General features: G+C 61.4%; 18 protein-coding genes. 13 read left to right on the plus strand and 5 right to left on the minus strand.

Annotated elements, in window-relative coordinates; genetic code table 11:
• Positions 1-226 precede the first annotated feature (226 nt).
• The 3 genes from AC5XE7_RS00340 to AC5XE7_RS00350 all read left to right on the plus strand — a co-directional run bounded on the left by AC5XE7_RS00340 (position 227) and on the right by AC5XE7_RS00350 (position 5,930).
• On the plus strand, positions 227-2,707 hold the full coding sequence (locus AC5XE7_RS00340) for a mechanosensitive ion channel domain-containing protein (protein WP_495364592.1): 2,481 nt from the start codon (positions 227-229) through the stop codon (positions 2,705-2,707).
• A 199-nt stretch (positions 2,708-2,906) separates the two neighbouring features.
• The gene (locus tag AC5XE7_RS00345) at positions 2,907-3,170 is read left to right on the plus strand and encodes a hypothetical protein (protein WP_239799017.1); all 264 of its coding nucleotides are present in this window, start codon (positions 2,907-2,909) and stop codon (positions 3,168-3,170) included.
• 198 nt (positions 3,171-3,368) lie between these two features.
• Complete coding sequence (locus tag AC5XE7_RS00350) at positions 3,369-5,930, plus strand: GcvT family protein (RefSeq protein WP_495364591.1); 2,562 nt, start codon at positions 3,369-3,371, stop codon at positions 5,928-5,930.
• A 43-nt stretch (positions 5,931-5,973) separates the two neighbouring features.
• Here the strand turns inward: AC5XE7_RS00350 and AC5XE7_RS00355 are convergent, their stop codons facing one another.
• On the minus strand, positions 5,974-7,959 hold the full coding sequence (locus tag AC5XE7_RS00355; protein WP_495364590.1) for a TonB-dependent receptor domain-containing protein: 1,986 nt from the start codon (positions 7,957-7,959) through the stop codon (positions 5,974-5,976).
• A gap of 504 nt (positions 7,960-8,463) precedes the next feature.
• On the opposite strand from AC5XE7_RS00355, the gene AC5XE7_RS00360 reads away from it, so the two are divergent.
• Positions 8,464-9,303, plus strand: coding sequence for a DUF1194 domain-containing protein (locus tag AC5XE7_RS00360; protein WP_495364589.1), 840 nt, complete (start codon positions 8,464-8,466; stop codon positions 9,301-9,303).
• 25 nt (positions 9,304-9,328) lie between these two features.
• Here the strand turns inward: AC5XE7_RS00360 and AC5XE7_RS00365 are convergent, their stop codons facing one another.
• Complete coding sequence (locus tag AC5XE7_RS00365) at positions 9,329-10,267, minus strand: GlxA family transcriptional regulator (RefSeq protein WP_495364668.1); 939 nt, start codon at positions 10,265-10,267, stop codon at positions 9,329-9,331.
• Positions 10,268-10,515: 248 nt separating this feature from the next.
• Positions 10,516-10,716: a hypothetical protein gene (locus AC5XE7_RS00370; protein ID WP_495364588.1), complete on the minus strand. Its 201-nt coding sequence runs from the start codon at positions 10,714-10,716 to the stop codon at positions 10,516-10,518.
• Between the two features lie 251 nt (positions 10,717-10,967).
• Between AC5XE7_RS00370 and AC5XE7_RS00375 the strand changes: the two genes are divergently transcribed.
• From AC5XE7_RS00375 to AC5XE7_RS00410, 8 genes are all read left to right on the plus strand, one after another.
• A complete protein-coding gene (locus AC5XE7_RS00375) occupies positions 10,968-11,867 on the plus strand; it encodes a LysR substrate-binding domain-containing protein (RefSeq protein WP_495364587.1) in 900 nt (299 codons plus the stop codon).
• A gap of 90 nt (positions 11,868-11,957) precedes the next feature.
• Positions 11,958-12,089, plus strand: a complete 132-nt coding sequence (locus AC5XE7_RS00380) for an EncA/B family entericidin (RefSeq protein ID WP_239799010.1) — start codon at positions 11,958-11,960, stop codon at positions 12,087-12,089.
• Positions 12,090-12,418: 329 nt separating this feature from the next.
• A complete protein-coding gene (locus tag AC5XE7_RS00385; protein WP_495364667.1) occupies positions 12,419-13,096 on the plus strand; it encodes a FadR/GntR family transcriptional regulator in 678 nt (225 codons plus the stop codon).
• Positions 13,093-14,406 carry a CynX/NimT family MFS transporter gene (locus AC5XE7_RS00390; protein ID WP_495364586.1) on the plus strand — a complete coding sequence of 438 codons (1,314 nt, stop codon included), beginning with the start codon at positions 13,093-13,095 and terminating at the stop codon, positions 14,404-14,406. The genes AC5XE7_RS00385 and AC5XE7_RS00390 overlap by 4 nt, the downstream gene beginning before the upstream one ends.
• Positions 14,407-14,490: 84 nt before the next feature.
• Entirely contained in the window at positions 14,491-15,051 is a 561-nt protein-coding gene (locus tag AC5XE7_RS00395; protein WP_495364666.1) for an RNA polymerase sigma factor, read from the plus strand.
• 2 nt (positions 15,052-15,053) lie between these two features.
• Positions 15,054-17,075 (plus strand): vWA domain-containing protein, encoded by a 2,022-nt coding sequence (locus tag AC5XE7_RS00400; protein WP_495364585.1) that lies wholly within the window; start codon positions 15,054-15,056, stop codon positions 17,073-17,075.
• Between the two features lie 135 nt (positions 17,076-17,210).
• Positions 17,211-17,477: a hypothetical protein gene (locus tag AC5XE7_RS00405; RefSeq protein ID WP_495364583.1), complete on the plus strand. Its 267-nt coding sequence runs from the start codon at positions 17,211-17,213 to the stop codon at positions 17,475-17,477.
• 232 nt (positions 17,478-17,709) lie between these two features.
• Positions 17,710-19,086: an aspartate aminotransferase family protein gene (locus tag AC5XE7_RS00410; protein WP_495364582.1), complete on the plus strand. Its 1,377-nt coding sequence runs from the start codon at positions 17,710-17,712 to the stop codon at positions 19,084-19,086.
• A gap of 377 nt (positions 19,087-19,463) precedes the next feature.
• On the opposite strand, the gene mmsB is transcribed toward AC5XE7_RS00410, so the two are convergent.
• Both mmsB and AC5XE7_RS00420 read right to left on the minus strand, forming a co-directional pair.
• A complete protein-coding gene (gene mmsB / locus AC5XE7_RS00415) occupies positions 19,464-20,348 on the minus strand; it encodes a 3-hydroxyisobutyrate dehydrogenase (protein ID WP_495364581.1) in 885 nt (294 codons plus the stop codon).
• A 79-nt stretch (positions 20,349-20,427) separates the two neighbouring features.
• On the minus strand, positions 20,428-21,594 hold the full coding sequence (locus AC5XE7_RS00420) for an isobutyryl-CoA dehydrogenase (protein WP_495364580.1): 1,167 nt from the start codon (positions 21,592-21,594) through the stop codon (positions 20,428-20,430).
• A gap of 208 nt (positions 21,595-21,802) precedes the next feature.
• Between AC5XE7_RS00420 and AC5XE7_RS00425 the strand changes: the two genes are divergently transcribed.
• Complete coding sequence (locus AC5XE7_RS00425) at positions 21,803-23,257, plus strand: cobyric acid synthase (RefSeq protein WP_495364579.1); 1,455 nt, start codon at positions 21,803-21,805, stop codon at positions 23,255-23,257.
• Positions 23,258-23,259 lie beyond the last annotated feature (2 nt).

Below are 23,259 nucleotides of genomic sequence, written 5' to 3' on the forward strand. Positions count from 1 at the left end.
TTCTCTTGCGGTGGGGCATGCTGCTGGCAGCCGCCAAAACCCCTGAGATGGGTATTTGCACCGCTTCTAACGCAAAGATTTCCTCTTTTGGAGCACCTTTGGCGTATAAACCATTCAGCCAGCGCTCATCGCTTGCCGGGTTCCTGTGACCTCTCTATCTATGACCATTCCCGCGCCGGTACATCATGGCGGCTGCGGCAGGCGTCAACGGAATTCAGTTCGGATCATGCTTTCGCATATCGCCCGCCTTTGCCTCGTTTTGTTTCTTGTATTCGGTGGCCCCGCCCGGCCTGTTTTCGCACAGGACATGGCAGCGGCTGAGGCTGCGCAACTGCTTGAGGAGCAGCAGCGGGCGCTGGATGCGCTGACCGTCACGCTGGACGGGCTTGAGAAGGACATTATCGAGCATGGTGATGACGATGCCTATCTGGTTCGCCTGCGCCTGAAGCTTGAAGCCGTGTCCACCGAGGCATTGCAGAGCGCGCTCGCGTTCAAGCCGCGCCTGGCCGAGATCAACGCACGTGTCGAGCAACTGGGCGCGGCACCCGCCGACGGTCAGCCGCCGGAGGCGGAAACGTTGCGGGAGGAGCGGCAGGCCCTCGCAGCGGAGAAGACGGAGATCAATGCCGTTATCGCGACGGCGCAGAGCCTGTCGCTTCGCTCCAACAAGCTCATCGAGCAGATCGCCACGATCCGGCGCGACCTGTTCCGCAGCATGCTGACCCGCCGTTATGCATTGACGGAAACGTTCAGCGGCAAGATGATTTCCGACGCGGCCAACGAGTTTGGAAAGTTCAGCACGGCCATCACGTCCTGGGCTAATTTTGCTTATAAATACAAGTTCAACGCCATGATCGCCGCAACGTTCATGGCGCTGATCGCGGCCCTTGTGCTGATGTTCGGCGGCAGGCGGCTGGTGGGCGGTCTGTTCAGGGCCGACCCCGCCGTGGAAGAACCATCCTACCTGACCCGGCTTTCGGTTGCCTTCTGGTCGACCCTGCTGCCGACCGGAGCCCTCACCGTATTTTTTGCAGCGACCTTCTTCTTCTTCAGTTCAAATCAGGTGCTGCGCGGCGATATCGGGCTCTATCTGCGTTCGGCCATGCTGATGGTGCTCGGCGTTTTTCTGGTGAACCGGCTGGCCAATGCCGCGCTGGTGCCGAAACTCCCGCAATGGCGGCTCGTGCCGGTGGAATCGCGCCCGGCACGCTGGCTGGTGCGGCTGGCGACCGCGATGGCGATAGCGGTTGCGCTGAACAATTTCCTTTCGCAGGTGGCCGATCAGATGTCGTCGCCACTGTCGCTGACGGTGACGCGCAGCTTCGTAGCCTCGCTGATCGTCGGCGTCATTTTGCTGCTGATCGGCAACGTCAAGCCGTTCAGGACGCCTGAGGGCAACTGGAAGCCGTGGCCGGTGTGGCTGCGCTACAGTCTGTTCCTGATCGGTGGGCTTACCATCGGGGCCGCCCTGTTCGGCTATATCGGCTTTGCCATCTTCCTGTCGTTGCAAGTGGTGATGACGGGCACCATTCTGGTGACGGCCTATATCGGCTTCCTTTGCGCCGCCGCAATCGGCGCGGAAGGCGGGCTGGGCGGATCATGGCTGGGCCGCTGGATGATGGCCAAAGGCTATGCCGAAGAAAGCTCCATGGATCAGATCGGGCTTGGCGTCAGCGTCCTGCTCAATTTCCTCATTCTGTTGATCTTCCTGCCGCTTACCCTGTTCATGTGGGGATTCCAGCCCGGAGATATTCAGGCCTGGGCGCAGAAGCTGGCCACCGGGTTCAGCATCGGTTCGGTGACCATATCGCTGCTCGGCATATTGAGCGGCATACTGGTCTTTGCCATCGGTTATTTCCTGACCCGATGGTTTCAGGGCTGGCTCGACGGCTCGGTCATGGCGCGCGGCAAGGTCGACGCCGGCGTGCGCAATTCCATCAGCCTCGTGGTCGGGTATGCTGGTATAGCGATTGCTGCGCTGGTCGGCATATCGGCGGCCGGCATCGATCTTTCCAGCCTCGCGCTTGTTGCCGGTGCGCTCTCCCTCGGTATCGGTTTCGGACTGCAGAATGTCGTCTCGAACTTCGTCTCGGGCCTGATCCTGCTCGCCGAGCGGCCGTTCAAGGTGGGAGACTGGATCGTGGCCGGTGATGTCAGCGGCACTGTGCGCAAAATCAGCGTACGCGCCACCGAGATCGAGACGTTCCAGCGCCAGACGGTCATCCTGCCGAACTCCAATCTCATCAACGGCGCCGTCGGCAACTGGACGCATCGCAACAAGCTTGGGCGCGTCGATATCCGGGTCGGCGTTGCCTATGGCACCGATGTGAGACGCGTTCAGGAAATCCTGCTGGAGATCACGCGGGCGCAGCCCTCCATACTTAAGAATCCGGAACCCTTCGTGCAGTTTTCGAATTTTGGGTCAGCGGCGCTGGAATTCGAAATACGCTTTTTCCTTGCCGATATCACCAACAGCGGCGGGGTACAGAACGACGTCCGCTTCGCGATCATGGACGCCTTCAACCGCGAGGGGATCGAAATTCCTTCTGCGACGCGCGCCGAATACAAGCGGCCGGTTCTGGAGCCATGGCCGCATGATGACGACAAGACCGAGGCCGAGTTTGCCGAGCGGGAGCGGCTGAAAGCAGAGGAAGAAGAAAGAGCGCGCAAGGGCAGGCGCAGGCCGGGCAAGCCGGATCCGGCATAGATTCCCGGGCGTCCATTGGAATCACGGAAATCGGATTCCATTTTTGGTCCGCTGCCCGACGCCAAATCATCCCCTACACCCGATTGCGACATGAATGAGGCATTCAGTTGCGGTTCAGCTTCGTTCTCCTATAAGCTGCCTGCATTGGCGGGAATGCCTTGCAATGGCAAACAGGGGCGGTGGCGACACCGGAAACGCAATGTTGAAATCACTGATCGCCGTATCGGTCCTGCTCTCGGCATCCGGGGCGGCTCTGGCGGCCAGCGCCGTGAACAAGGATTCGGATCAGCGCACGCTGATCGTTACCGAAGGCAGCAGCAAGCGGGAACTGACGCTGGGCCCCGGCGAGACCGTCGAGTTTTGCCCGAATGGCTGTTTCGTGACCATGCCGAACGGCGACCTTGAGGCGCTGACAGGTGCCGAAACCATCGAGATTTCGGGTGGTGTTGCTCGCGTGAAGTAAGTTTCCTCTCGCAGGCAAAAGAAAATTCCGATGCAAAGGCCGGGCTGCAAGTCCGGCCTTCTGCTTTCAAAAAAGGGGAGCGGAAACCATCGCGCGGCTTCCGTCGCGCTGTATGCGAAGCGTGTCGCAAACAGGCTGCGGTCGGCTCCTCGTCTCGCCCTATAGTCCTTCCCGGACAGCACTTTGGAGTTGCGGGCTATGGCAGGGTTTCCGGAAAAGGCGAAGGTCGTCATCGTCGGCCTCGGCGGTATCGTCGGCGCTTCGGTCGCGCATCATCTGATCGGGCGCGGATGGGACGATATCGTCGGCATCGACAAGTCCGGCATCCCGACCGACATCGGCTCCACCGCGCATGCTTCCGACTTCTGCTACGCGACCAGTCATGACTTCCTGTCCTGCTGGACGACGCTCTACTCCATCGAATTCTTCGAGCGGATGGGCCACTACGCCCGCGTTGGCGGGCTTGAGGTGGCGCGCGTGGGCGACGATGCCCGCATGGAGGAGATCCGGCGCAAGGTGACCTCCGGCCGCGCCTTCGGCACGCGCGCACGGCTGATCGAGCCGGCGGAAATCAAGGAGAAATTCCCGCTGATCGAGGAGGATATGGTTCAGGGTGGGCTGTGGGACCCCGATGCCGGCCTCGTCATCCCGCGCTCGCAGACGGTGGCGGGCAAGCTGGTCGATGAGGGCGTCGCCGCCGGCAAACTGCAGGCCTTCGCCAACACTTCCGCGCGCTCGCTGGTCATCGAGGGCGGGCGCATCAAAGGCGTGGTGACGGATCGCGGCACGATCATGGCCGATCATGTGGTGGTCTGCGCCGGCCTGTGGGGGCGGCTGATCGCCGAAATGGCCGGCGAGGATCTGCCGGTGATGCCGATCGACCACCCGCTGACATTCTTCGGCCCCTATAATGAGTTTGCAGGAACCGGCAAGGAGATCGGCTGGCCGCTGATGCGCGATCAGGGCAACTCGGCCTATATGCGCGACACGGGCGACCCGAAGACCGCCGAGGGCGGACAGATCGAATGGGGCTATTACGAGGAGACCAGTCCACGCCTCGTCCATCCGCGCGATCTGCTCGAAAAGGAGGAAGCGCGGCTGTCTCCTTCACAGCGCGACCTCGATATGGACCAGATCATGGAACCGCTGGAGCGGGCCATGGAGCTGACGCCGATCCTCGGCGAGCTCGGCTACAACGAAAGCCATTCCTTCAACGGCCTGCTTCAGGTCACCACCGATGGCGGGCCTTCCATGGGTGAGAGCCAGAAGGTGAGGGGGCTGTGGTATGCCGTCGGCATCTGGGTCAAGGATGGTCCCGGCATGGGCAAGCTGATCGCCGACTGGATGACGGACGGCCGCACGTCCATCGACCATAACCGTATCGATTACAGCCGCTTCCAGCCTTTCCAGCTTGAGGAGGACTTCATCACCGCGCGTTGCACCGAAACGGCGATGAAGGTCTATAATCCGGCCGTGCATCCGCGCGAGCCGTTTTCGGGTGGCCGCAATGTCCGCCGCTCGCCTTTCTACGAGCGCGAAAAGGAGCTCGGCGGCTATTTCATGGAGCTGGGCGGCTGGGAGCGCGCGCATGGCTACGCCGCTAACGAGCACTTGCTGGAGAAATATGGCGAGCGCGTACCGGTGCGTGAGAACGAATGGGACAACCGCCATTTCTGGCGCGTTTCCAACGCCGAGCATCTGGCGCTGAGCGAAGATTGCGGCATCATCAACCTCTCGCACTTCGCCATGTACGATGTCGAAGGCCCCGATCATGTGGGGCTGATGGAATGGCTGTGCGCGGCGAAGATCGGCGGTGACGCCAATATCGGCAAGGGCATCTACACCCACTTCCTCGACGAGGAGGGCATGGTGCGCGCCGACCTGACGGTGTTCCGCATGGCCGACTGCTGCCGCATCGTCGACGGCGCCGATGCCGGCCCGCGCGATTTCAGTTACATGAAGCGGGTGGCGCAGGATAAGGGCTTTGACGTCACCATTACCGACGTGAGCGAGACATACATCACGCTGGGCGTGTGGGGGCCGAATGCCCGCGCGACCCTGCAGAAGGTGGTGGAAGACCCGGACGGCCTCTCGCAGGAAAATTTTCCTTTCGCCGCCATCAGGCCGATCCGCATTGCCGGCAGGCAAGTTTCCGCGTTCCGCATTTCCTATGTCGGCGAGCAGGGCTGGGAACTGCACATGGCCTATGAGGACGGGTTGGCGGTGTGGGATGCGCTGCGCTCCACCGGCGTGATCGCCGTCGGCGTCGAGACCTATGCCAACACGCGGCGCATGGAAAAGAGCCTGCGCCTCCAGAACGCCGATCTGCTCACCGAATACAATCTGCTGGAGGCCGATCTTGCCCGCCCCAAGGTCAAGGAAGCCGATTTCTGCGGCAAGGCGAAGCATCTGGAATACAGGGCGTGCGACCATCAGCCTGCGATGCTGTGCACGCTGGTGATGACCGGCAATGTCGATGCAAACGGCGTTGCCCGTTATCCGGTCGGCAATATGCCGGTGGTCGATCCGAATAGCGGTGACGTTCTGGTCGATGAACTCGGCCGTCGCTCCTATACGACATCCGTCGCATATGGCCCGACGATCGGCAGGAATATCGCGCTGGCTTATTTGCCGTGGAGCTATTGTCAGCAAGGCAGCAGGCTGGCGGTGGAGTATTTCGGCGAAACCTATCCGGTCGAGGTCGCGGCGGTGGGGTACAGGCCGCTTTACGATCCGGAAAACCTGAAGCCGAGAAGCTGATGGCAAAAGCCCCGCGCCGACTGCGCGGGGCTTTTCTTCTGCGTCAGAAGCTGCTGGTCAGGCCGAGCCAGAAGCGGCGCCCGTCCTCGTAATCATTGTTGAAGCGCTTGTCGCCGATGTTGTAAACGGCGGCGGTGCCCTTGAAATGATCGTTGATGCGGTACTCCATTCCCACATCGAAGATGGCGTGCGAGCCGATGCGGGCGTTGCCGGAATCATGGGTCTGGCTGCGATATTGCGCCTTGCCCCACAGTGTGAGGTCCTCGGTCGCATGCCAGTCCAGCCCCAGATTGGCGACATGTTCGGGCAGATTGTTGAACCGTTCGCCAACCTTCGCGCCCTTGGTGATCTTGCTGCGTGAATAGGTGTAGTTCATCGACACATCCACATCGCCGACAGGGAAATCGACCGTTGCTTCGACGCCATTCAGTTCTGCCGCATCGCGATTGATGTACTGGTTTATCCATTTGATTGGATTGCCGGGAGCATTCATTCCGCAGTCGGTGGGCAGTCCGGGCTCCGGCGTATCATGCGCACAGATCCGTTCCGTTGTGATCTTGTTCTTGAACCGGGTGTGATAGGCTGTGAGGCCGAATTGCAGGCCAAAGTCGTTTTCCCACACCATACCGATCTCGTAGTTGGTGCTTTCTTCCGGCTTGAGATTGGTATTACCCTTGTCGCGCGCGCGGCCGTCACCGCCTGAAGGCTCCATGATGTTGTCGTCGGCCTGCTTGAGGCTGGGAACCTTGTAGCCGCCGCTCATTCCGCCCTTGAACGTCAGGGCAGGGTTCAGATGATAGACGCCGTAGAGACGTGGCGTGAAGTGAGAGCCATAGCGCTCGTTCTTGTCGTAGCGAAGCCCGAATGTGGTGGTGAAGTCTTCGGTGATATGGAAATTGTCCTCGCCGAACAAAGCCCAGTGCCAGCGCTCCATGTTGGGGTCGATGTTCGATGGAACGCGGTTGGGCGAGTGGCGGGTTTCTTCCGCCTTGTAGTCGAAGCCGGCGATCAGGTCGTGACTGCCAAGGCTCGCGCTGGTCTTGGTGTTGAAGTTGAGCTGGTTGTAGCCTGAAATGTTGGTGCCGTTTTCAAAGTCGACATCCTCATAGGTCAGGAACGATGTCGTTTCATATTCTTGTCCCCAGCGCAGCTTGTGAACGGCGCTGTAGTTCATGTGATCGACGTCGACGCCGCTGGTCGAGGCGGCTCTGGTCTTCGTGTCGCTCCGGTTCTGGGCGATCTCAAGCGCCAGGTCCTGATTCTCGGTGATCGTCATGCTCAGCTTGCCGCCGAGGCTCTTGCGCGACATGTCCTGCGATGCGCCGGTCGTCAGGCCACGGTCTTCGCGGTTGTGCAGCGAGCCCCACAGCGAGAGACCGATCCTGTCAGACACGATCGGTCCGTTCAGGTAGAAACGGCCCTCATAGGAATTGCCGGCCTCGTCATGGCTGTAGGCGGTGAAGCCGGTCGTCACCGTGCCGGTCCACACATCCGAAACCGGCTTGGTGATGATGTTGATCACGCCGCCCAGCGCGGATGAGCCGTAAAGGGAAGACATCGGGCCGCGAATGACCTCGATGCGCTCGATGGCGGATGGCGGCGGCAGGTAGCCGGTGGCAAGGCCGGAACCGAAACCATTATAGGTGGCCTCGGACGAGTTTCCGAGCGGTTTGCCGTCGACCAGCATGGACACATAGCCTTCGCTCATGCCGCGAATGGAAATCGAGGCGGCACCGGAACGGGCCGATGGCGTGTTGACGATGACGCCGGGCACATCGCGCAGCACGTCGGCCACGCTGGCATACGGCTTGGAAGCAATCTTCTCGCCGCTGATGACGGTGATGGTTGCGGGTGCATCCGGTATTGTCTGTGCATGACCGCTTGCCGTCACGACGATCTGCTTGAGAACGGTCGTCTGTTCTTCTTCCTCTGCATTCTGGCTGGTTTGCGCCAAAACTGCATTGATCGATGCCGACAGCAAAAGAAGACTGGCAAGACCCCCGACTGTGCCGCGTCCGATTTTGTGCATTTCTTTCCACTCCTGTCCCACCACGGGTCGCTTCGGAACCGTGATTTTTGCAATTGCCGGCTGCATTTGCAGGTGCAGGTGCGCGCGCAGCCGAAAAGAAGACACCGGCCGTATCCGGTGCATTTTTTGGCTGGTCAGGGTTTGACTGGCTGCGGCTGGGGAAGGTGGAAGCTTGTCATTCTGCGACAAGGTGCCGTTCGTGCCGTAGCCGGCAACGGACGGAGGACATATGCCACCTTCCATGTGCCATTTTCGCAAAACAATCCCCTTCATTCGCGAAAATGGCATCGGATCGAAAAAATCGATCCGAAAAACATGAGATTTTTAGTCAATAAATATCCTATATAACCTATCCCGGAAAATGAAAGGGGGGTATCGCAACGGAAGATGAATTCCACAGGAGTGTGGGATGAGTGTTCTGCTCCCAAAAATGTGAAAGCGCGTTGCGTGGGATGGCCGGTGTGCGGCTTTCACATCAGGGGAATTCGGCGTAGCTTCCTTGCCATGTCAGCCTTGTTGAACAATGCAGGACATGTTCTCGCCGCCGGCGCAGCGCTGGTCACGGCGGGGATTTTCTCCGGCGCGGCAGCAAAAGCCGAGCCGGTCGACATCGAACTCGTGCTGGCTGTGGACGTGTCCCTGTCGATGTCACCCGCCGAACTGGAAATACAGCGGCACGGCTATGCGGCAGCACTTACACACGACAGCGTTTTGCGGGCCATTGCGGACGGCGCGCATGGGCGCATTGCCGTGTCCTATGTCGAATGGGCCGGCACCACCACACAGCATGTCGTGGTGCCGTGGACATTGATCGCGGGCAGGGAGGATGCCGAGCGGGTTGCCGCGCAGCTTTCTCGCAATCCGCCAAACAGTGCGCGGCGAACCTCGATATCCGCTGCCCTGGAGTTTGGCGGCGATCTGTTCGCCGAAAGCGGCTTTGAGGGCATGAAGCGGGTCATCGACATTTCCGGAGATGGCCCGAACAATCAGGGCGCTCCGGTAACTGAAGTGCGCGATCGTCTGGTCAGGCAGGGAATTACGATCAACGGCCTGCCGCTGATGACCAATGGCGGCTTTGATTCAGGCTATGATGTTGCCAATCTGGACCGCTACTATGCGGACTGCGTGATTGGCGGGCCGGGCGCCTTCATGATCCCGGTCAATGACTGGACACAGTTTCCGGAAGCCGTGCGGCGAAAGCTGGTTCTTGAACTCGCGGTTGTTCCGCTTCCCGCCGATCAGATGCATCCTCCCGTTATTCTGGCGCAGGCGATGTCGGCCAGCGATTGCCTTGCGGGCGAGAAGATGTGGCGCAACCGCTACTGGATGATGGACGCTCAGTAGCGGGTTCAGGCACTGCGGATGCCGTTCAAGCCGCCAGCAGTTGCTTGCGGTCCATGCGCTCCTGCTGGGGCGAGCGCGCGTAGAGTTCGCGGTAGCATTTGGAAAAATGCGATGCCGAAACGAAGCCGCAGGCAATCGCCACTTCCACCACAGGCATGGTCGACTGGATCAGCAGATGCCTTGCCCGGTCGAGACGGATTTCCAGATAATAGCGCGCGGGCGAGCGGCCCATTTCCGAGCGGAACAGGCGCTCGATCTGACGGCGCGACAGATCGACATTGTCGGCGATCTCGATCAGTGACAGCGGCTCGGAAAGATTGGCCTCCATCAGTTCGATGATGGTCAGCACTTTGGAGTTCTGTACCCCGAGGCGTGCCCGCAATGGCAGCCTCTGCCTGTCGGTGGGGCTGCGCACGCGGTCGGTCAGCACCTGCTCGCAGACGCGATTGACCAGATGCTCGTCAAAATCTTCGCCGATCAGCTTCAGGATCATATCCAGAGCCGCGGTGCCTCCGGCGCAGGTGTAGATATTCTGGTCGACCTCGAAGAGATCGGCGAACACATTCACCTTCGGGAACGTTTCGGAAAAGCCCGGCAGGTTTTCCCAGTGGATGGCGCAGCGCTTATTCGAGAGCAGGCCCGCTGCGGCCAGAATATGCGCGCCGGTGCACAGCCCGCCGATGGCGACGCCGCGATTGTATTCCTCGCGAAGCCAGGCGAAGACCGACTTGTTGGTGTATTTTTCCACCTCAAGCCCGCTGCAGACGACTACCATGGATGGCCGCTCCGGACCCGACATCTTGCGGCGCTCGTCCTCCAGCGAGGTGATGACGGCGCACTCGACGCCGTTTGATGCACGCACGGGTCTGCCATCGACGCTGGCGAGGCGCCAGCTATAGGCCTCGTAGCCGAGCATGCGATTGGCCGAGCGCAGGGGATCCAGCGCCGTCGCAAAGGCGATCATGGTGAAGTCAGGTACCAGGAAAAAGACGAATGACCGTTTGATCGGCTGCTGTACGGCGTTCAAGGTACCCTCCCGGTGCCAAGGCGCGTGCGGAACGTCGCTTATGGCATAGCGTCATCAGGAAAATCATTTCCTGTCAATCGGGTAGGGTGTCGGTAAAAAGATATTTTGCCGGCTCGGCGGTCAGGTCGAGCCGGGTTTATGCGCAGCAACGCAGCAAAGCCTGTATCCGGTGCCGGAAAAGGGGTTCAGCACTGGCCGGCCCGCAAGCCGAGGCTATTGTGGGCGGCGATCTGAACTGACGTGCAGGGTGGCTCGCTGGTGTTGGGCCAGCCGATGTCTTTCTGTATCTCCAGCGGCAGGGAACGCATGATGCGTTCCGTCTGATGGCGTGCGCGCGCCTTGCTGATGGTGTCGATCGCGTTGAAGATAAGCGGCAGCAGGGGCATATTTGTCTCCTTTCATTCCAGCCGGGCGGATGTTCTTAAAGCGTGTCGCGATCTTTCAAATTCGCTCCTTACGCTTTGAGTCCCTGTTTCAGGCGTGTCGCTGTCCCGAAACCGGTTCCCACTTTCGGGCGACATGCTTCAGGCGGGGTATCCGTGCCTCGCTTCGATGAGGTTGACTATCGCGCGACGTTGATGTTCAATCAAACGAAATGAAATGAAGGTTTTGTTCAAAATTACTGAATGAGAAGCCGATGAACGCTCCGCTCAATCACCCCTTGCCGCTGCTCGATCTCGATGTGCTGCGCACCTTCGTCGCCATCGCCGAAACGGGAAGTTTTACGACTGCAGCCAGTTCCGTCTACCGAACGCCGTCCGCGGTTTCCATGCAGATCAAGAAGCTTGAGGACATTCTCGGCCGCTCCGTGTTCTCGCGTGATGCGCGCTCGGTGAAGCTGACCACGGATGGTGAGATGCTGCTCGGCTATGCGCGGCGCATGCTGGCCATCAACCGCGAGGCGGTATCGAAGTTCATCGTGCCGGATATCGTCGGCGTTGTGCGCCTCGGCTCGCCCGACGACTATGGCGAGCGCGTCCTGCCGCATGTGCTCAAGCGTTTCGCGCAGTCGCATCCTTCCATCGCCGTGGACGTCACCATCGATCAGAGCGTGAATTTACGGCGCCGCATGGATGACCGGGCGCTCGACATCACGCTGCTCACCAACTCCTATGGCAAGCCTTCGCACGGAGCCGAAACCTTGCTGAGCGAACCGATCGTGTGGGCAGGAGCAAAAGGCGGCTGCGCCTATATGCGCGAACCGTTGCCTGTATCGATCTGGGAGGAGGGCTGCGCATGGCGTGCCGGAGCGCTTGAGGCGCTCGGGCGGGAAGGCCGCGACTATCGGGTTGCCTATATGAGCGCGCACACGGCTGGCCAGCGCGCCGCCATCATGGCGGATCTGGCGGTGGCGCCGCTGCCGAAGTCGTTTCTCGGCGATGACATGGTGGAACTCGGCCCTGCGGACGGCATGCCGGAGATCGGCAACTACATCCTCGCCATGGTGGTGGCGCCGGAGGCAAGTGCGCCTGTAAAGGCGGTGGCGGATCATATCAGGGCCACTTTCGATGTGCTGCATCGCACAGGGAAATTCTGAAGACGACACGTTTTTGACAGTTGCGATGGAACAACTGCCACAGCTTCCCGTTGCTCACAGGCGAAACTATCGAAGAGGGAGACACTGTTCATGTCACGTCTTGCGCCTGTAACCGTCATCATCTGCGCCCTGGCACTTGCCGCCTGCGCCAACACAGTCAGGGGTGTTGGCAAGGATGTGAAGTCGACGGCCAATGCCGTCGAAGACACGGTCAATAACTGACCGATATCGGATATTCCTGACCAGAAGGGCCGCGCCGCAAGGAGCGGCCTTTTTGCTGGGCCGTGCCTGATGTGTGGTGCGCACGACATTCAGGCGGGCAGGCCGCGGCCCGTTGTGCAGGTTATCATTGCCCTCAGGGACATGTTCGGCGTGTTGCCGATTTGATTCAGGATGGATGATTAACTCATTGAAATTCAAGAAAATCCGTTTTGGGTAAGGTTTCGGCTCGCTCGCCGGGGCATGGAGTTCATAAAATCCGGCTTGTTCTGGTGGTTGACAGCAGGTGGCGGTGTGTCTATTAAAAGTCATCAGATGATTTGATGATTGATATGAAACAGGTAGCCAGAACCAATCTTGCAGACAGTGCGGCAGAGAGTTTGCGCAGCCAGATCAGCGGCGGTCACTGGGCCGTGGGCGAGCGTATTCCGAACGAGGCGATGCTGATGGAGATGCTGGGCGTCAGCCGCGGTACCGTGCGTGAAGCTGTGCGTGTGCTTGTATCGCAGGGGTTGCTTGAAACGCGGCAGGGTTCCGGCACGTATGTGCTTGCCACCTCCGATCCTGCCGCCACGCTGGACCGGGTGCGCCAGACCTGCCTGCGCGACCAGTGGGAGGCTCGCGCTCTTCTGGATGTGGAAGCCGCCCGGCTGGCCGCGTTGCGCCATACGCCTGATGATATTGCACGGCTGCGCAGGCTGCTTGCAGAGCGCAGCAATGTTGCCGCCGTGGGGCGGGAGGCCTTCGTGAAGCGTGATCTGGCTTTCCATCGGGCCGTTGTCGAGGCATCGGGCAACCAGGCAATGGTCGAGATCTACGATTTCTTCACCGCTGCCATAACCGACGTGATCCAGTCCACTCTGAGCGGTCACCTGCCCGAGCCCGACGATCGCGCTCATGCCGAGATCGTCGAAGCCATTGCATCCGGCGACCCTGACCGGGCTGCTGCTTCCGTACGCGTTTTCATGGCGCCTGTTCTCCTCCAGATCGATCGGCTTCTCTCTCAATGACTGCGCAGACACCTTATTTCGACGCGTCCTCCTCGCAGGACGCCACCGGAGCCCTCGATCAGCAACTGATAGACGCCGAAGTCGACAGCCTCCCGCCGCCTGCGCCTCCGAAGTTCGGGAGCACGGCCGCGCGCCTTCTTTTTGCGGTGAGCCTCGTGCTGATCGCGTTCAACCTGCGCCCTATCTTCCCCTCGCTTTCGGTTGTGCTGCCGGAGGTCATCCGCGATACGGGGCTTTCGACCGTCGGCGCCAGCCTGCTGACGACACTGCCGGTTCTGTGCCTTGGCGTGTTCGCGCCTTTCGCGCCTGGCCTTGCTCAGCGCTATGGCGCGGAGAAGACGCTGGCCGGCGCGCTGTTGCTGCTTGCCCTTGGCACAGCCCTGCGCGGCGTGGATACGGTCTGGCTTCTGTTCTTCGGCACGTTTGCCGCCGGTGCTGCGATCGCGGTTTCAAACGTGTTGCTGCCCGGCGTGGTCAAGCGTGACTTTCCTGAACATGCGGCCATCATGACCGGCCTTTATACGATGGCGCTTTGCGGCGGTTCGGCCGCCGCGGCAGGGCTCACGCTCCCTCTGGAACATGTTCTTGGCTCGTGGCAGTCAGCGCTTGCCGCATGGGCGGTTCCTGCATTCGTTGTCCTGCTTATCTTTGTCCCACAGGCGCTGCGTTTGAAATCTCAGTCCGCGCACAAGGGGTTCCGCGTCGAGGGCCTCTGGCGTGATCGTCTGGCGTGGCAGGTCACGCTGTTTACCGGCCTTCAGTCCGCGCTTGCCTATTGCGTGTTCGGCTGGCTGGCGCCGATGCTGCGCGAGCGTGGCTTCGAGCCGACCGTCGCAGGCGGCATCGTCTCGCTGTCGGTGATGGTGCAGGTCGTGACCTGCCTGGGTATTCCTTCGCTTGCCGTGCGCTGCAGGGATCAGCGCGGCGTGAACGTGGCACTGGTTTTCTGCGCCACCGTGGGCCTGCTCGGCATGATGTTCGCCCCCACATGGTCGGTTCTGTTCTGGGCCGCCATGCAGGGCATAGGGCAGGGCGGACTGATAGCGGCGGCGATGATGGTCATCGTGCTGCGCGCCGCGGATTCGCATGTCGCAGCGCATCTGTCGGGCATGGCGCAGGGTGTCGGCTATGTTCTGGCGGCGGTCGGGCCCCTGCTTTTCGGACTGATCCGAGGCTGGACCGGCAGCTTCGACGCGGCAGCGCTGCTCGTTGTCGCCATTGGGCTGGGTGCCGGGCTGGCCGGAGCCGGTGCGGGCAGGAAGCTGCATGTGGATGTCCGCACCGTGGAACCGGGAAGCTCAAAATCCTGACTTCGGAAGTTTTTTCGATTTCAGCGTGCTTTTTTTTGATTTCCACCCAAGGAATGGCCGAATCGCGTCGTCCAAGGCACGATGATGGCTATGATGCTCGATGACGGCGACGCCTCCGATGCCGAACTGATCGGCAGGGCGAGGGATGGGGACAGGTCGGCTTTCGGCGCTTTGGTCGAAAGGCACTATGATTTCGTCCATCGTGTCGCCTGGCGCTGGAGTGGCAACCGCACCGACGCTGAGGATATCGCGCAGGAAGTGTGCGTACGCCTGGCGCGCGCGATCCGCGGCTGGCGCGGCGAAGGCGCCTTCAGTACATGGCTCTACGCGATGACGCTGAACGCGGCGCGCGACATGGCGCGCAAGAGCGCCCGCGAGACGGTGAAGACGCAGGCCTATGGCAGCGAGGTCCTGACGCTGGTTCAGGCTGCCGACGATGCGGACGAACGGGCCGAGGATCTGTGGCAATGTGTGCGGCGCCTGCCCGACAAGCAGCGCGAGGCGGTGCTTCTGGTCTATGGCGAGGGGCTGACCCATGCCGCCGCCGCCGATGCGATGGCGATTTCGGAAGCAACCGTGTCGTGGCACATCCATGAAGCGAAGAAGCGGCTTAAGGTGCTGATGCGCCAGGCCGGGGAAGTGTGACCATGGTGGATGACAACGAACTTGGAAAGCTTGGCGCTGCCGCAGCCCCCCGGGCAAGTCCGGAGGCGCGGGTGCGCGCACTGCATGCGGCCATGCAGGCATTCGACGCGGAAGAAGAAATTTCAGCCGCGCCCCAAGGATCGGCCGGGAAGCAACGTCTCATGGACCGAGCACGCAAGCTCTGGAGAGACGTGATGCAGAAAAAACTGATTGCCGTGCCGGCCCTTGCCGGCCTCGTTGCCCTGCCCATCGCCGGCTTTACGGCGCTTCACCTGTTGCAGGAACAGCCATTCGCCACAGGCAGGCAGCAGCCGCAGCCCGTTGCGGATGCGAGTGATGAGGTCGCCAGCGCGCCCCATGCTGAGACAACGGCGGTGCTGGAGCGCGCCGCAGAACAGACCGAGGCGGGGGACGCTGAACCGCAGCCTCAGCCGGCGCCTTCCGCAACGACGTCCGAGCGGCTGCTGGCCGCGCCGTCGGGCGCACCCGCCAAGGCTCTGGCCGAGCGTAGCGCGGTGGCGCAGCTCAATCACCGCACCACCATGCAGCGTGCGCCGGTGGTGCCTCCCATGCCGGAACCTCTGGTATCGCCTGAGCCGAATCGCGACCGGATCGGCAATTTCGACAGCAATCCGGTGCGCTCTGTCGCAGAGCAGCCCGTTTCCACCTTCTCCGTCGATGTCGATACGGCTTCCTATGCCTATGTGCGCCGTTCGCTGAAGGAAGGCGTGCTGCCGCAGGCCGATACGGTACGGGTCGAGGAGATGGTCAATTACTTCCCCTATGACTGGAAAGGGCCGGATTCTGCCGAAACACCGTTCAATGCAGATGTTTCGCTCATGCCGGCGCCGTGGAACAGTGCGCACCGGCTGATGCATGTCGCCATCAAGGGGTATGACGTGCAGCCGGCCGAAAAGCCGAAGGCGAACCTCGTGTTCCTGATCGACGTATCCGGTTCCATGAACGAGCCCGACAAGCTGCCGCTGCTGCAATCCGCCTTCCGCATGCTGGTCAACCGGCTGGAGGCGGACGATACCGTGTCCATCGTCACCTATGCGGGTGAGGCCGGAACGGTGCTCGAACCCACCAAAGCATCGGACAAGGCGAAAATCCTTGCGGCCATCGATACCTTGCAGGCGGGCGGCTCGACGGCCGGAGAGGCGGGTATCCGTGAGGCCTACCGGTTGGCGAAGCAATCCTTCGTGGAGGGCGGCGTGAACCGGGTCATGCTGGCCACCGACGGTGATTTCAACGTCGGCCAGAGCGACGACCACGAGCTGAAACGTCTCGTCGAAGGCGAGCGCAAGGCCGGAATATTCCTTTCGGTTCTGGGCTTTGGGCGCGGCAACCTCAACGACAGCATGATGCAGACGGTCGCCCAGAACGGCAACGGCACCGCTGCTTACATCGATACGCTGGCGGAAGCCGAGAAGGTGCTGGTGCAGGAATCCGCCTCGACGCTGTTTCCGATCGCCAAGGATGTGAAGATACAGGTCGAGTTCAATCCGCAGAAAGTCTCCGAATACCGGCTTATCGGCTATGAGACGCGCGCGCTCGCCCGCGAGGACTTCAACAATGACCGCGTCGATGCGGGCGACATCGGTTCTGGCCATTCGGTCACCGCAATCTACGAGATCACGCCGAAGGGCGCGGCGCAGCGGATCGATGACCTGCGTTATGGCGAAGCTTCGACGGACAATGGCGGTGTCGCCAATGCGGACGAATATGCATTCGTGAAGATCCGCTACAAGCTGCCGGATCAGGATGTGTCAAAGCTGATCACGCGTCCGGTGACGGCGGCAGATGAGATCGCGTCCTTCGATTCGGCAAGCGAGGATCAGCGATTTTCGGTCGCCGTTGCGGCATTCGGCCAGAAAATGCGTGACGAAGGTGAACTCGACGGCTTCGGCTACGACAGAATTTCACAGATGGCGGTAGCGGCGCGTGGCGATGACCCATTCGGTTACCGGTCGGAGTTTCTTTCTCTGATACGGCTGGCTGAGGCGCTTTCGGCCGGCAACTGATCGTTAGCCATTCCCCGAGGAAGCCGGCTTGTTATCAGCCGGCTTCGCCGGGATCGTTAAAATGCAATCTTTTCGGAACATGCCATCGAAATTCCTTCCGGTGTATGCCTTTGTTTCAGAGGCAGGGGCTTTCTTATGCGCATCGATGGAAACACAGGACCGGGAACTTACGCGGGTCGCGAAGCCGTCGCGAATGTGCGCAGCAGCTCCGAACAGATGGGCAGCGCCGTGCAGGCCGCACGCCAGACGGCGTTGTCCGCGCTCACCAATGAGCGTTTCGGCCAGATGCTGGAACGCATCTCCGATCCGCGGAGCAGTGAGGCCCTGATGCTCATGTCCCGCAGTGCAGGCCAGGCCAGCGATGCGTCCGTGTTCTCCAGCTATGCGGAGTTCGGCGACTAAAGCGGGCTGCCATGCCTGATCTGGTCTGGGACCGGAATTGTGCTATGTTCAGTGCATGAATTTGGCTGTGTCCCAGTCTGCGAGATGGTTTGTCGCGGTGACGCCGTCACCGCGCACCCGTCATGCCGAGCTTCTGCGCCTGTGCGCGCGCATTGGCTATTCGCCACCCAACGCTTCCTGAAGCCGTCTCCCGGAACAGTTGCCGATAGATTCAGGAAACAAGGGTAACATCATGACCTATCAGAATTATTCGCTGAAGCAGCTTCAGCAGATCGACGCCGCGCACCACCTTCACCCCTTCACCGACCACAAGGAATTGCGCGAGGCCGGTTCCCGCATCATCACGCGGGCAGAAGGGCCGTATATCTTCGATTCCGAAGGCAATGAAATTCTCGACGCCATGGCCGGGCTCTGGTGCGTCAATGTCGGCTATGGCCGCGAGGAACTGGCCCGCGCGGCGTACGACCAGATGAAGGAATTGCCCTACTACAATTCCTTCTTCAAATGCTCGACGCCGACGCCGGTTCTGCTGGCAAAGCGGCTGGCCGAGCTTGCGCCGCCAAGCGTCAATCAGGTTTTCTTCGGCTCTTCGGGTTCGGAAGCCAACGATACGGCGCTGCGGCTCGTGCGTCATTTCTGGGCGCTGGAAGGCAAGCCGGAGAAGAACCGCATCATTTCGCGCAAGAATGCCTATCACGGCTCCACAGTGGCGGGCACCTCGCTCGGCGGCATGGAGCCGATGCACCAGCAGCTAGGCGGCGCGGTGCCGAACATCGTCCATGTGATGATGCCCTATGCCTATGAACTGGCGCTGCCGGGCGAGAGCGACCACGAATTCGGCCTGCGCGCTGCAAAAGCCGTCGAGGACGCCATCCTTGAGGCCGGGCCGGAAAATGTCGCGGCCTTCATCGGCGAGCCGATCATGGGGGCGGGCGGGGTCAAGATCCCGCCGATGAGCTACTGGCCGGAAATCGAGCGCATCTGCCGCAAATACGATGTGCTTTTGATGCTGGACGAGGTCATCACCGGTTACGGGCGCACCGGCGAATGGTTCGCCGCGCAATCCTTCGGCATCACCCCGGATACGATCACCACGGCCAAGGCGCTGACATCGGGCTACCAGCCGCTTTCGGCGCTGCTGGTGGGCGACCGTATCGCCGCGACGCTGACGGAGAAGGGCGGCGAGTTCTATCATGGCTATACCTATTCCGGTCATCCGGTGGCCTGCGCCGTGGCGCTCGCCAATCTCGACATCATTGAGAAGGAAGGGCTGGTCGAGCGCGTGAAGAACGACACCGGACCCTATTTCGCGCAGGCGTTGCGCGAGCGTATCGCCGATCATCCGCTGGTGGGCGAGGTGCGTTCGTTCGGGCTGATGGGCGCGATCGAGATCGTCAGGGACAAGGCGACGAAGGAGAGGTTCGAGGGCGAGGGCCGCGCCGCGGTCGTGGTTCGCGACCACGCCATCGCCAACGGGCTGATGCTGCGCGCCACCGGCGACACCATGATCCTGTCGCCGCCGCTGATCTGGACCCGCGAGACCATCGACCTTGCCTGCGAGCGGATCGGCAAGGCGCTCGATCTGGCGCACAGGGATCTGTTCGCCTGATTTTCCAGCCTTGAGAAACCGCCGCTGTTTTGCGGCGGTTTTCCTGCCGCGTGATCCGTAAGAAGCAAAAAACCGCGCTCTGTGGGGAGCGCGGCTTTGCCGGATACGCTGGATGTTTCGCTACTCACACGCTGCGAAACCTGAAACGCTTCTCTGAACTTTCCGCTTCGGTACGCATGACCTGATCCGAAGCGTGGGGCGGTCGCCCGCCTTCGGATATGGTTTTACCGCGACATCGTTACCGTGAGGTTAGCAAGAGCTTAATCAAACCTAAATTTGCAATATTTTTCATGGCTTAGGCTTGAACGCAGAGCGTGCATTCCGATTGTGATCATGCAACTGGGGGACGAAAAAGCGACGTCCCCCAAGGTTTGGTTTCAGCCGGTTTTGCCGCGCAGGAACTCGACAATGCCGGAAAAATCCGTTCCTCCGCCGCCCTGTGCATTGAACAGGCCATAGAGCTGTGCGGCCTCGGCGCCGAGCGGAGTTGCGGCGCCAGCGCCCTGCGCGGCTTCCTGCGCCAGCTTCAGATCTTTCAGCATCAATGCGGCAGCGAAGCCCGGCTTGTAACTGTTGTTGGCGGGCGAAGTCGGCACCGGACCCGGCACCGGGCAATAGGTGGTGAGCGACCAGCACTGGCCGGACGAGGTCGAGGCTACGTCGAACAGCGCCTGATGCGACAGGCCAAGCTTCTCGCCCAGCACGAAGGCTTCGGCGACGCCGATCATGGATATGCCGAGGATCATGTTGTTGCAGATCTTGGCGGCCTGACCGGCGCCATCGCCGCCGCAATGCACGATACGCCCCGCCATCGGTTGCAGGATGGGCTCGGCGCGGGTGAAGGCGTCTTCCGCGCCGCCGCACATGAAGGTCAGCGTGCCGGCGGCAGCGCCGCCCGTGCCGCCCGAAACGGGCGCATCGACGCTGACGTGGCCGTGCTCGGCGGCGACTGCGTGGGCCTTACGCGCCGACTCCACGTCGATGGTGGAGGAATCGATGAACAGCGTGCCGGGCTTCGCAGCCGGGGCGATCTCTTCATAGACGGCTACCACATGCTTGCCGGCCGGCAGCATGGTGACGACGACATCGGCATCGCTGACGGCCGAAACCGCGTCCTGCGCGATAGTCACGCCGTTTTCGCGAGCCGTGGCAAGATTTTCGGCCGACAGGTCGAAGCCCACCACCGTGTGGCCTGCCTTGACGAGGTTGGAGGCCATGGGGTTGCCCATATTGCCAAGGCCGATAAAGGCGATCGTGGTCATCTGTTTTCCTCCGAAACGGGTAAAGAAGAGCTGCAGGGAGCAGGGCCGTGGAACGGCCCGGTCCGCAACCTTGTTTGCGTTATCTGCCGATCATGTGGCGGGCGACGATCAGGCGCATGATCTCGTTGGTGCCTTCAAGGATCTGGTGCACGCGCAGATCACGCACCAGCTTCTCGATGCCGTAATCGTGCAGATAGCCGTAGCCGCCCAGAAGCTGAAGCGCATCGTTGGCCACCCTGAAGCCGGTGTCGGTGACGAAGCGCTTGGCCATGGCCGACCATTTGGACGTGTCATGGGCTTTCGCATCCATCTTGGCGGCGGCCGTGTAGAGGAAGATGCGCGCTGCCTGGAGCTCGGTTTCCATATCGGCGAGGCGGAATTGCAGGGCCTGGAACTGATCGATGCTCTTGCCGAAGGCCTTGCGCTCGCCTGCATAGGCCAGAGCCTTGTCGAGCGCGGACTGCGCGCCGCCCAGCGAGCAGGCGCCGATGTTGAGGCGACCGCCATCAAGTCCGGACATGGCGATGGAGAAGCCCTTGCCCTCCTGCGCCAGCATGTTGGCGGCCGGCACCCGGCAATCCTCGAACACGACCTGCCGGGTGGACTGCATGTGCCAGCCCATCTTGTGCTCATTGGCGCCGAAGGAGAGGCCGGGCGTGTCCTTTTCGACCACGAAGGTCGAGATGCCTTTCGGGCCGTCCTCACCGGTGCGCGCCATCACGACATAGATCTCGCTGTCGCCGGCACCGGAAATGAACTGCTTGACGCCGTTCAGCACATAATGGTCGCCGTCGCGCACCGCTTTGGTGCGCAGGGCCGCCGCATCGGAACCCGAGCCCGGCTCGGTCAGGCAATAGCTTGCCAGCCATTCCATCGAGGTCAACTTCGGCACGAAGCGCTGGCGCTGTTCCTCGCTGCCATAGCGGTCGATCATCGACGCAGCCATGTTGTGGATGGAGATGAAGGAGGAAAAGGCCGGGCAGGCCTGCGAAAGCGCTTCAAAAACCAGCACAGCATCCAGGCGCGAAAGGGCGGAACCGCCCACATCGTCGCGCACATAGATACCACCGAGCCCGAGCGGGCCGGTTTCGCGAATGACGTCGGTGGGGAAGCGCTTTTCCCTGTCCCATTCCAGCGCGTGAGGCGCGACACGATCCTCCGCGAAAGCGCGCGCCATCTCCTGAATGGCCCGCTGGTCCTCGGTCAGCTCGAACTGGTTTTCATGGCTCGAAACAGCGCCGTCCATCGCGTCCTCCGGTCTATCGGCGGGCCGTCATTTTGCTCGCCGGCAATGCTTGGCTAAGAATGCGTGACACTCTAGACCAATGAAGAGGTCGCGCAACCCAACCTCAAGCGGAGCGGCTGTGCAAAAATTAAAGATCAGGATAGTGCATGCTGGCACAAATGCATGAGCCACTTCGCTGGAAAGCCGTGCTTTGACGGCGCGGGCGTTCATGTTGCAGGGCACCGGCTCTGATGTCGGCAAGACCGTGCTGGTTGCCGGCCTGTGCCGGGCAGCGCTTCGGCGCGGGCTGAAAGTGCGCCCGTTCAAGCCGCAGAACATGTCGAACAATGCGGCTGTGGCCGATATTCCGGGTGAAGCCGGCTCCGGCGAGATCGGGCGCGGGCAATGGCTGCAGGCGCTGGCCTGCGGCGTTGCACCAACCGTCCATATGAACCCGGTTCTGCTCAAGCCCCAGACGGATATCGGCTCGCAGGTGGTGGTACAGGGCAAGGTGCTGGGTGAGGCACGCGCCCGCGATTACCAGACCCTCAAGGGCCAGCTCCTGGATGCCGTGATGCAGTCATGGGCGAAGGTCGGCGAGGGTGCCGATCTCGTGATCGTGGAAGGAGCCGGTTCGCCGGCCGAGATCAACCTGCGGCCGCGCGACATCGCCAATATGGGCTTCGCCACCCGCGCGAACGTGCCGGTGGTGATGGTGGGCGATATCGATCGCGGCGGCGTCATCGCCTCGCTGGCCGGCACCCATCTCATTCTGCCCGAAGAGGACCGGCACATGGTGGCCGGCTACATCATCAACAAGTTTCGTGGTGATGTCAGCCTGTTTTCGGAAGGCATTGAAGCGATTGGAAAATTCACCGGGTGGCCCTGCTTCGGGGTGGTGGCGTGGCTGAAAGCGGCCTCGCGCCTTCCTTCCGAGGATTCGGTCGCTCTGGAACGTCTGGCTGCAGGCGAGGCGCGGGCATTGAAGGTGGCGGTGCCGATGCTGTCGCGGATCGCCAATTTCGACGATCTCGATCCCCTGCGCGCCGAGCCGCAGGTCGAAGTGGTGTTCGTGCCGCCGGGGCAGGCATTGCCCGAAGATGCCGGGCTGGTCGTCATTCCGGGCTCGAAGTCGACGATCGCAGATTTGATGCAGTTCCGGGAAAATGGCTGGGATCGCGATCTGGAGGCGCATCGCAGGCGTGGCGGACAGGTCGTCGGCATCTGCGGCGGATACCAGATGCTTGGCCGCAAGGTGCGTGATCCCGACGGGATCGAGGGTGGCGTACGCGAGACGGAGGGGCTCGGCCTGCTCGATATCGAGACGGTGATGGAGCCTGAGAAGACCGTGCGCAACGTCAGCGCCCGCTCCGTTGCCTTCGGCCTGCCGCTGGAAGGCTATGAGATCCATCTCGGACGCACTGGGGGGCCGGATTGCAGCCGGCCGGTCGCAGAGATCGAAGGGGTGGCAGATGGCGCGACTTCAGCAGACGGCAAGGTATTCGGGACCTATCTGCACGGGCTGTTTGCAGCCGATCGTTTTCGCTCGCGTTTCCTTGAAAGCCTTGGTGTGAAAGGCTCCGTATCCGACTATCGCGGCGAGGTCGAGCGGGCGCTCGATGATATTGCAGAAGAGCTGGAGGCTTGTCTGGACTGCGACGCCATCTTTGCGCTGGCGCGGTAGTT

Source organism: Aquamicrobium sp. YD-1-mutant5 (assembly GCF_059509755.1).

Excerpts from the sequence above, each read along its gene's own strand:
- AC5XE7_RS00380 (WP_239799010.1), top strand. The coding sequence starts at position 11,958 with ATGTCACGTCTTGCGCCTGTAACCGTCATCATCTGCGCCCTGGCACTT.
- AC5XE7_RS00340 (WP_495364592.1), top strand. The coding sequence starts at position 227 with ATGCTTTCGCATATCGCCCGCCTTTGCCTCGTTTTGTTTCTTGTATTC.
- AC5XE7_RS00375 (WP_495364587.1), top strand. The coding sequence starts at position 10,968 with ATGAACGCTCCGCTCAATCACCCCTTGCCGCTGCTCGATCTCGATGTG.
- AC5XE7_RS00360 (WP_495364589.1), top strand. The coding sequence starts at position 8,464 with ATGTCAGCCTTGTTGAACAATGCAGGACATGTTCTCGCCGCCGGCGCA.
- AC5XE7_RS00420 (WP_495364580.1), bottom strand. The coding sequence starts at position 21,594 with ATGGACGGCGCTGTTTCGAGCCATGAAAACCAGTTCGAGCTGACCGAG.
- mmsB (WP_495364581.1), bottom strand. The coding sequence starts at position 20,348 with ATGACCACGATCGCCTTTATCGGCCTTGGCAATATGGGCAACCCCATG.
- AC5XE7_RS00410 (WP_495364582.1), top strand. The coding sequence starts at position 17,710 with ATGACCTATCAGAATTATTCGCTGAAGCAGCTTCAGCAGATCGACGCC.
- AC5XE7_RS00405 (WP_495364583.1), top strand. The coding sequence starts at position 17,211 with ATGCGCATCGATGGAAACACAGGACCGGGAACTTACGCGGGTCGCGAA.
- AC5XE7_RS00385 (WP_495364667.1), top strand. The coding sequence starts at position 12,419 with ATGAAACAGGTAGCCAGAACCAATCTTGCAGACAGTGCGGCAGAGAGT.
- AC5XE7_RS00350 (WP_495364591.1), top strand. The coding sequence starts at position 3,369 with ATGGCAGGGTTTCCGGAAAAGGCGAAGGTCGTCATCGTCGGCCTCGGC.
- AC5XE7_RS00345 (WP_239799017.1), top strand. The coding sequence starts at position 2,907 with ATGTTGAAATCACTGATCGCCGTATCGGTCCTGCTCTCGGCATCCGGG.
- AC5XE7_RS00390 (WP_495364586.1), top strand. The coding sequence starts at position 13,093 with ATGACTGCGCAGACACCTTATTTCGACGCGTCCTCCTCGCAGGACGCC.
- AC5XE7_RS00425 (WP_495364579.1), top strand. The coding sequence starts at position 21,803 with ATGTTGCAGGGCACCGGCTCTGATGTCGGCAAGACCGTGCTGGTTGCC.
- AC5XE7_RS00400 (WP_495364585.1), top strand. The coding sequence starts at position 15,054 with ATGGTGGATGACAACGAACTTGGAAAGCTTGGCGCTGCCGCAGCCCCC.
- AC5XE7_RS00355 (WP_495364590.1), bottom strand. The coding sequence starts at position 7,959 with ATGCACAAAATCGGACGCGGCACAGTCGGGGGTCTTGCCAGTCTTCTT.
- AC5XE7_RS00365 (WP_495364668.1), bottom strand. The coding sequence starts at position 10,267 with ATGATCGCCTTTGCGACGGCGCTGGATCCCCTGCGCTCGGCCAATCGC.
- AC5XE7_RS00395 (WP_495364666.1), top strand. The coding sequence starts at position 14,491 with ATGGCTATGATGCTCGATGACGGCGACGCCTCCGATGCCGAACTGATC.
- AC5XE7_RS00370 (WP_495364588.1), bottom strand. The coding sequence starts at position 10,716 with ATGCCCCTGCTGCCGCTTATCTTCAACGCGATCGACACCATCAGCAAG.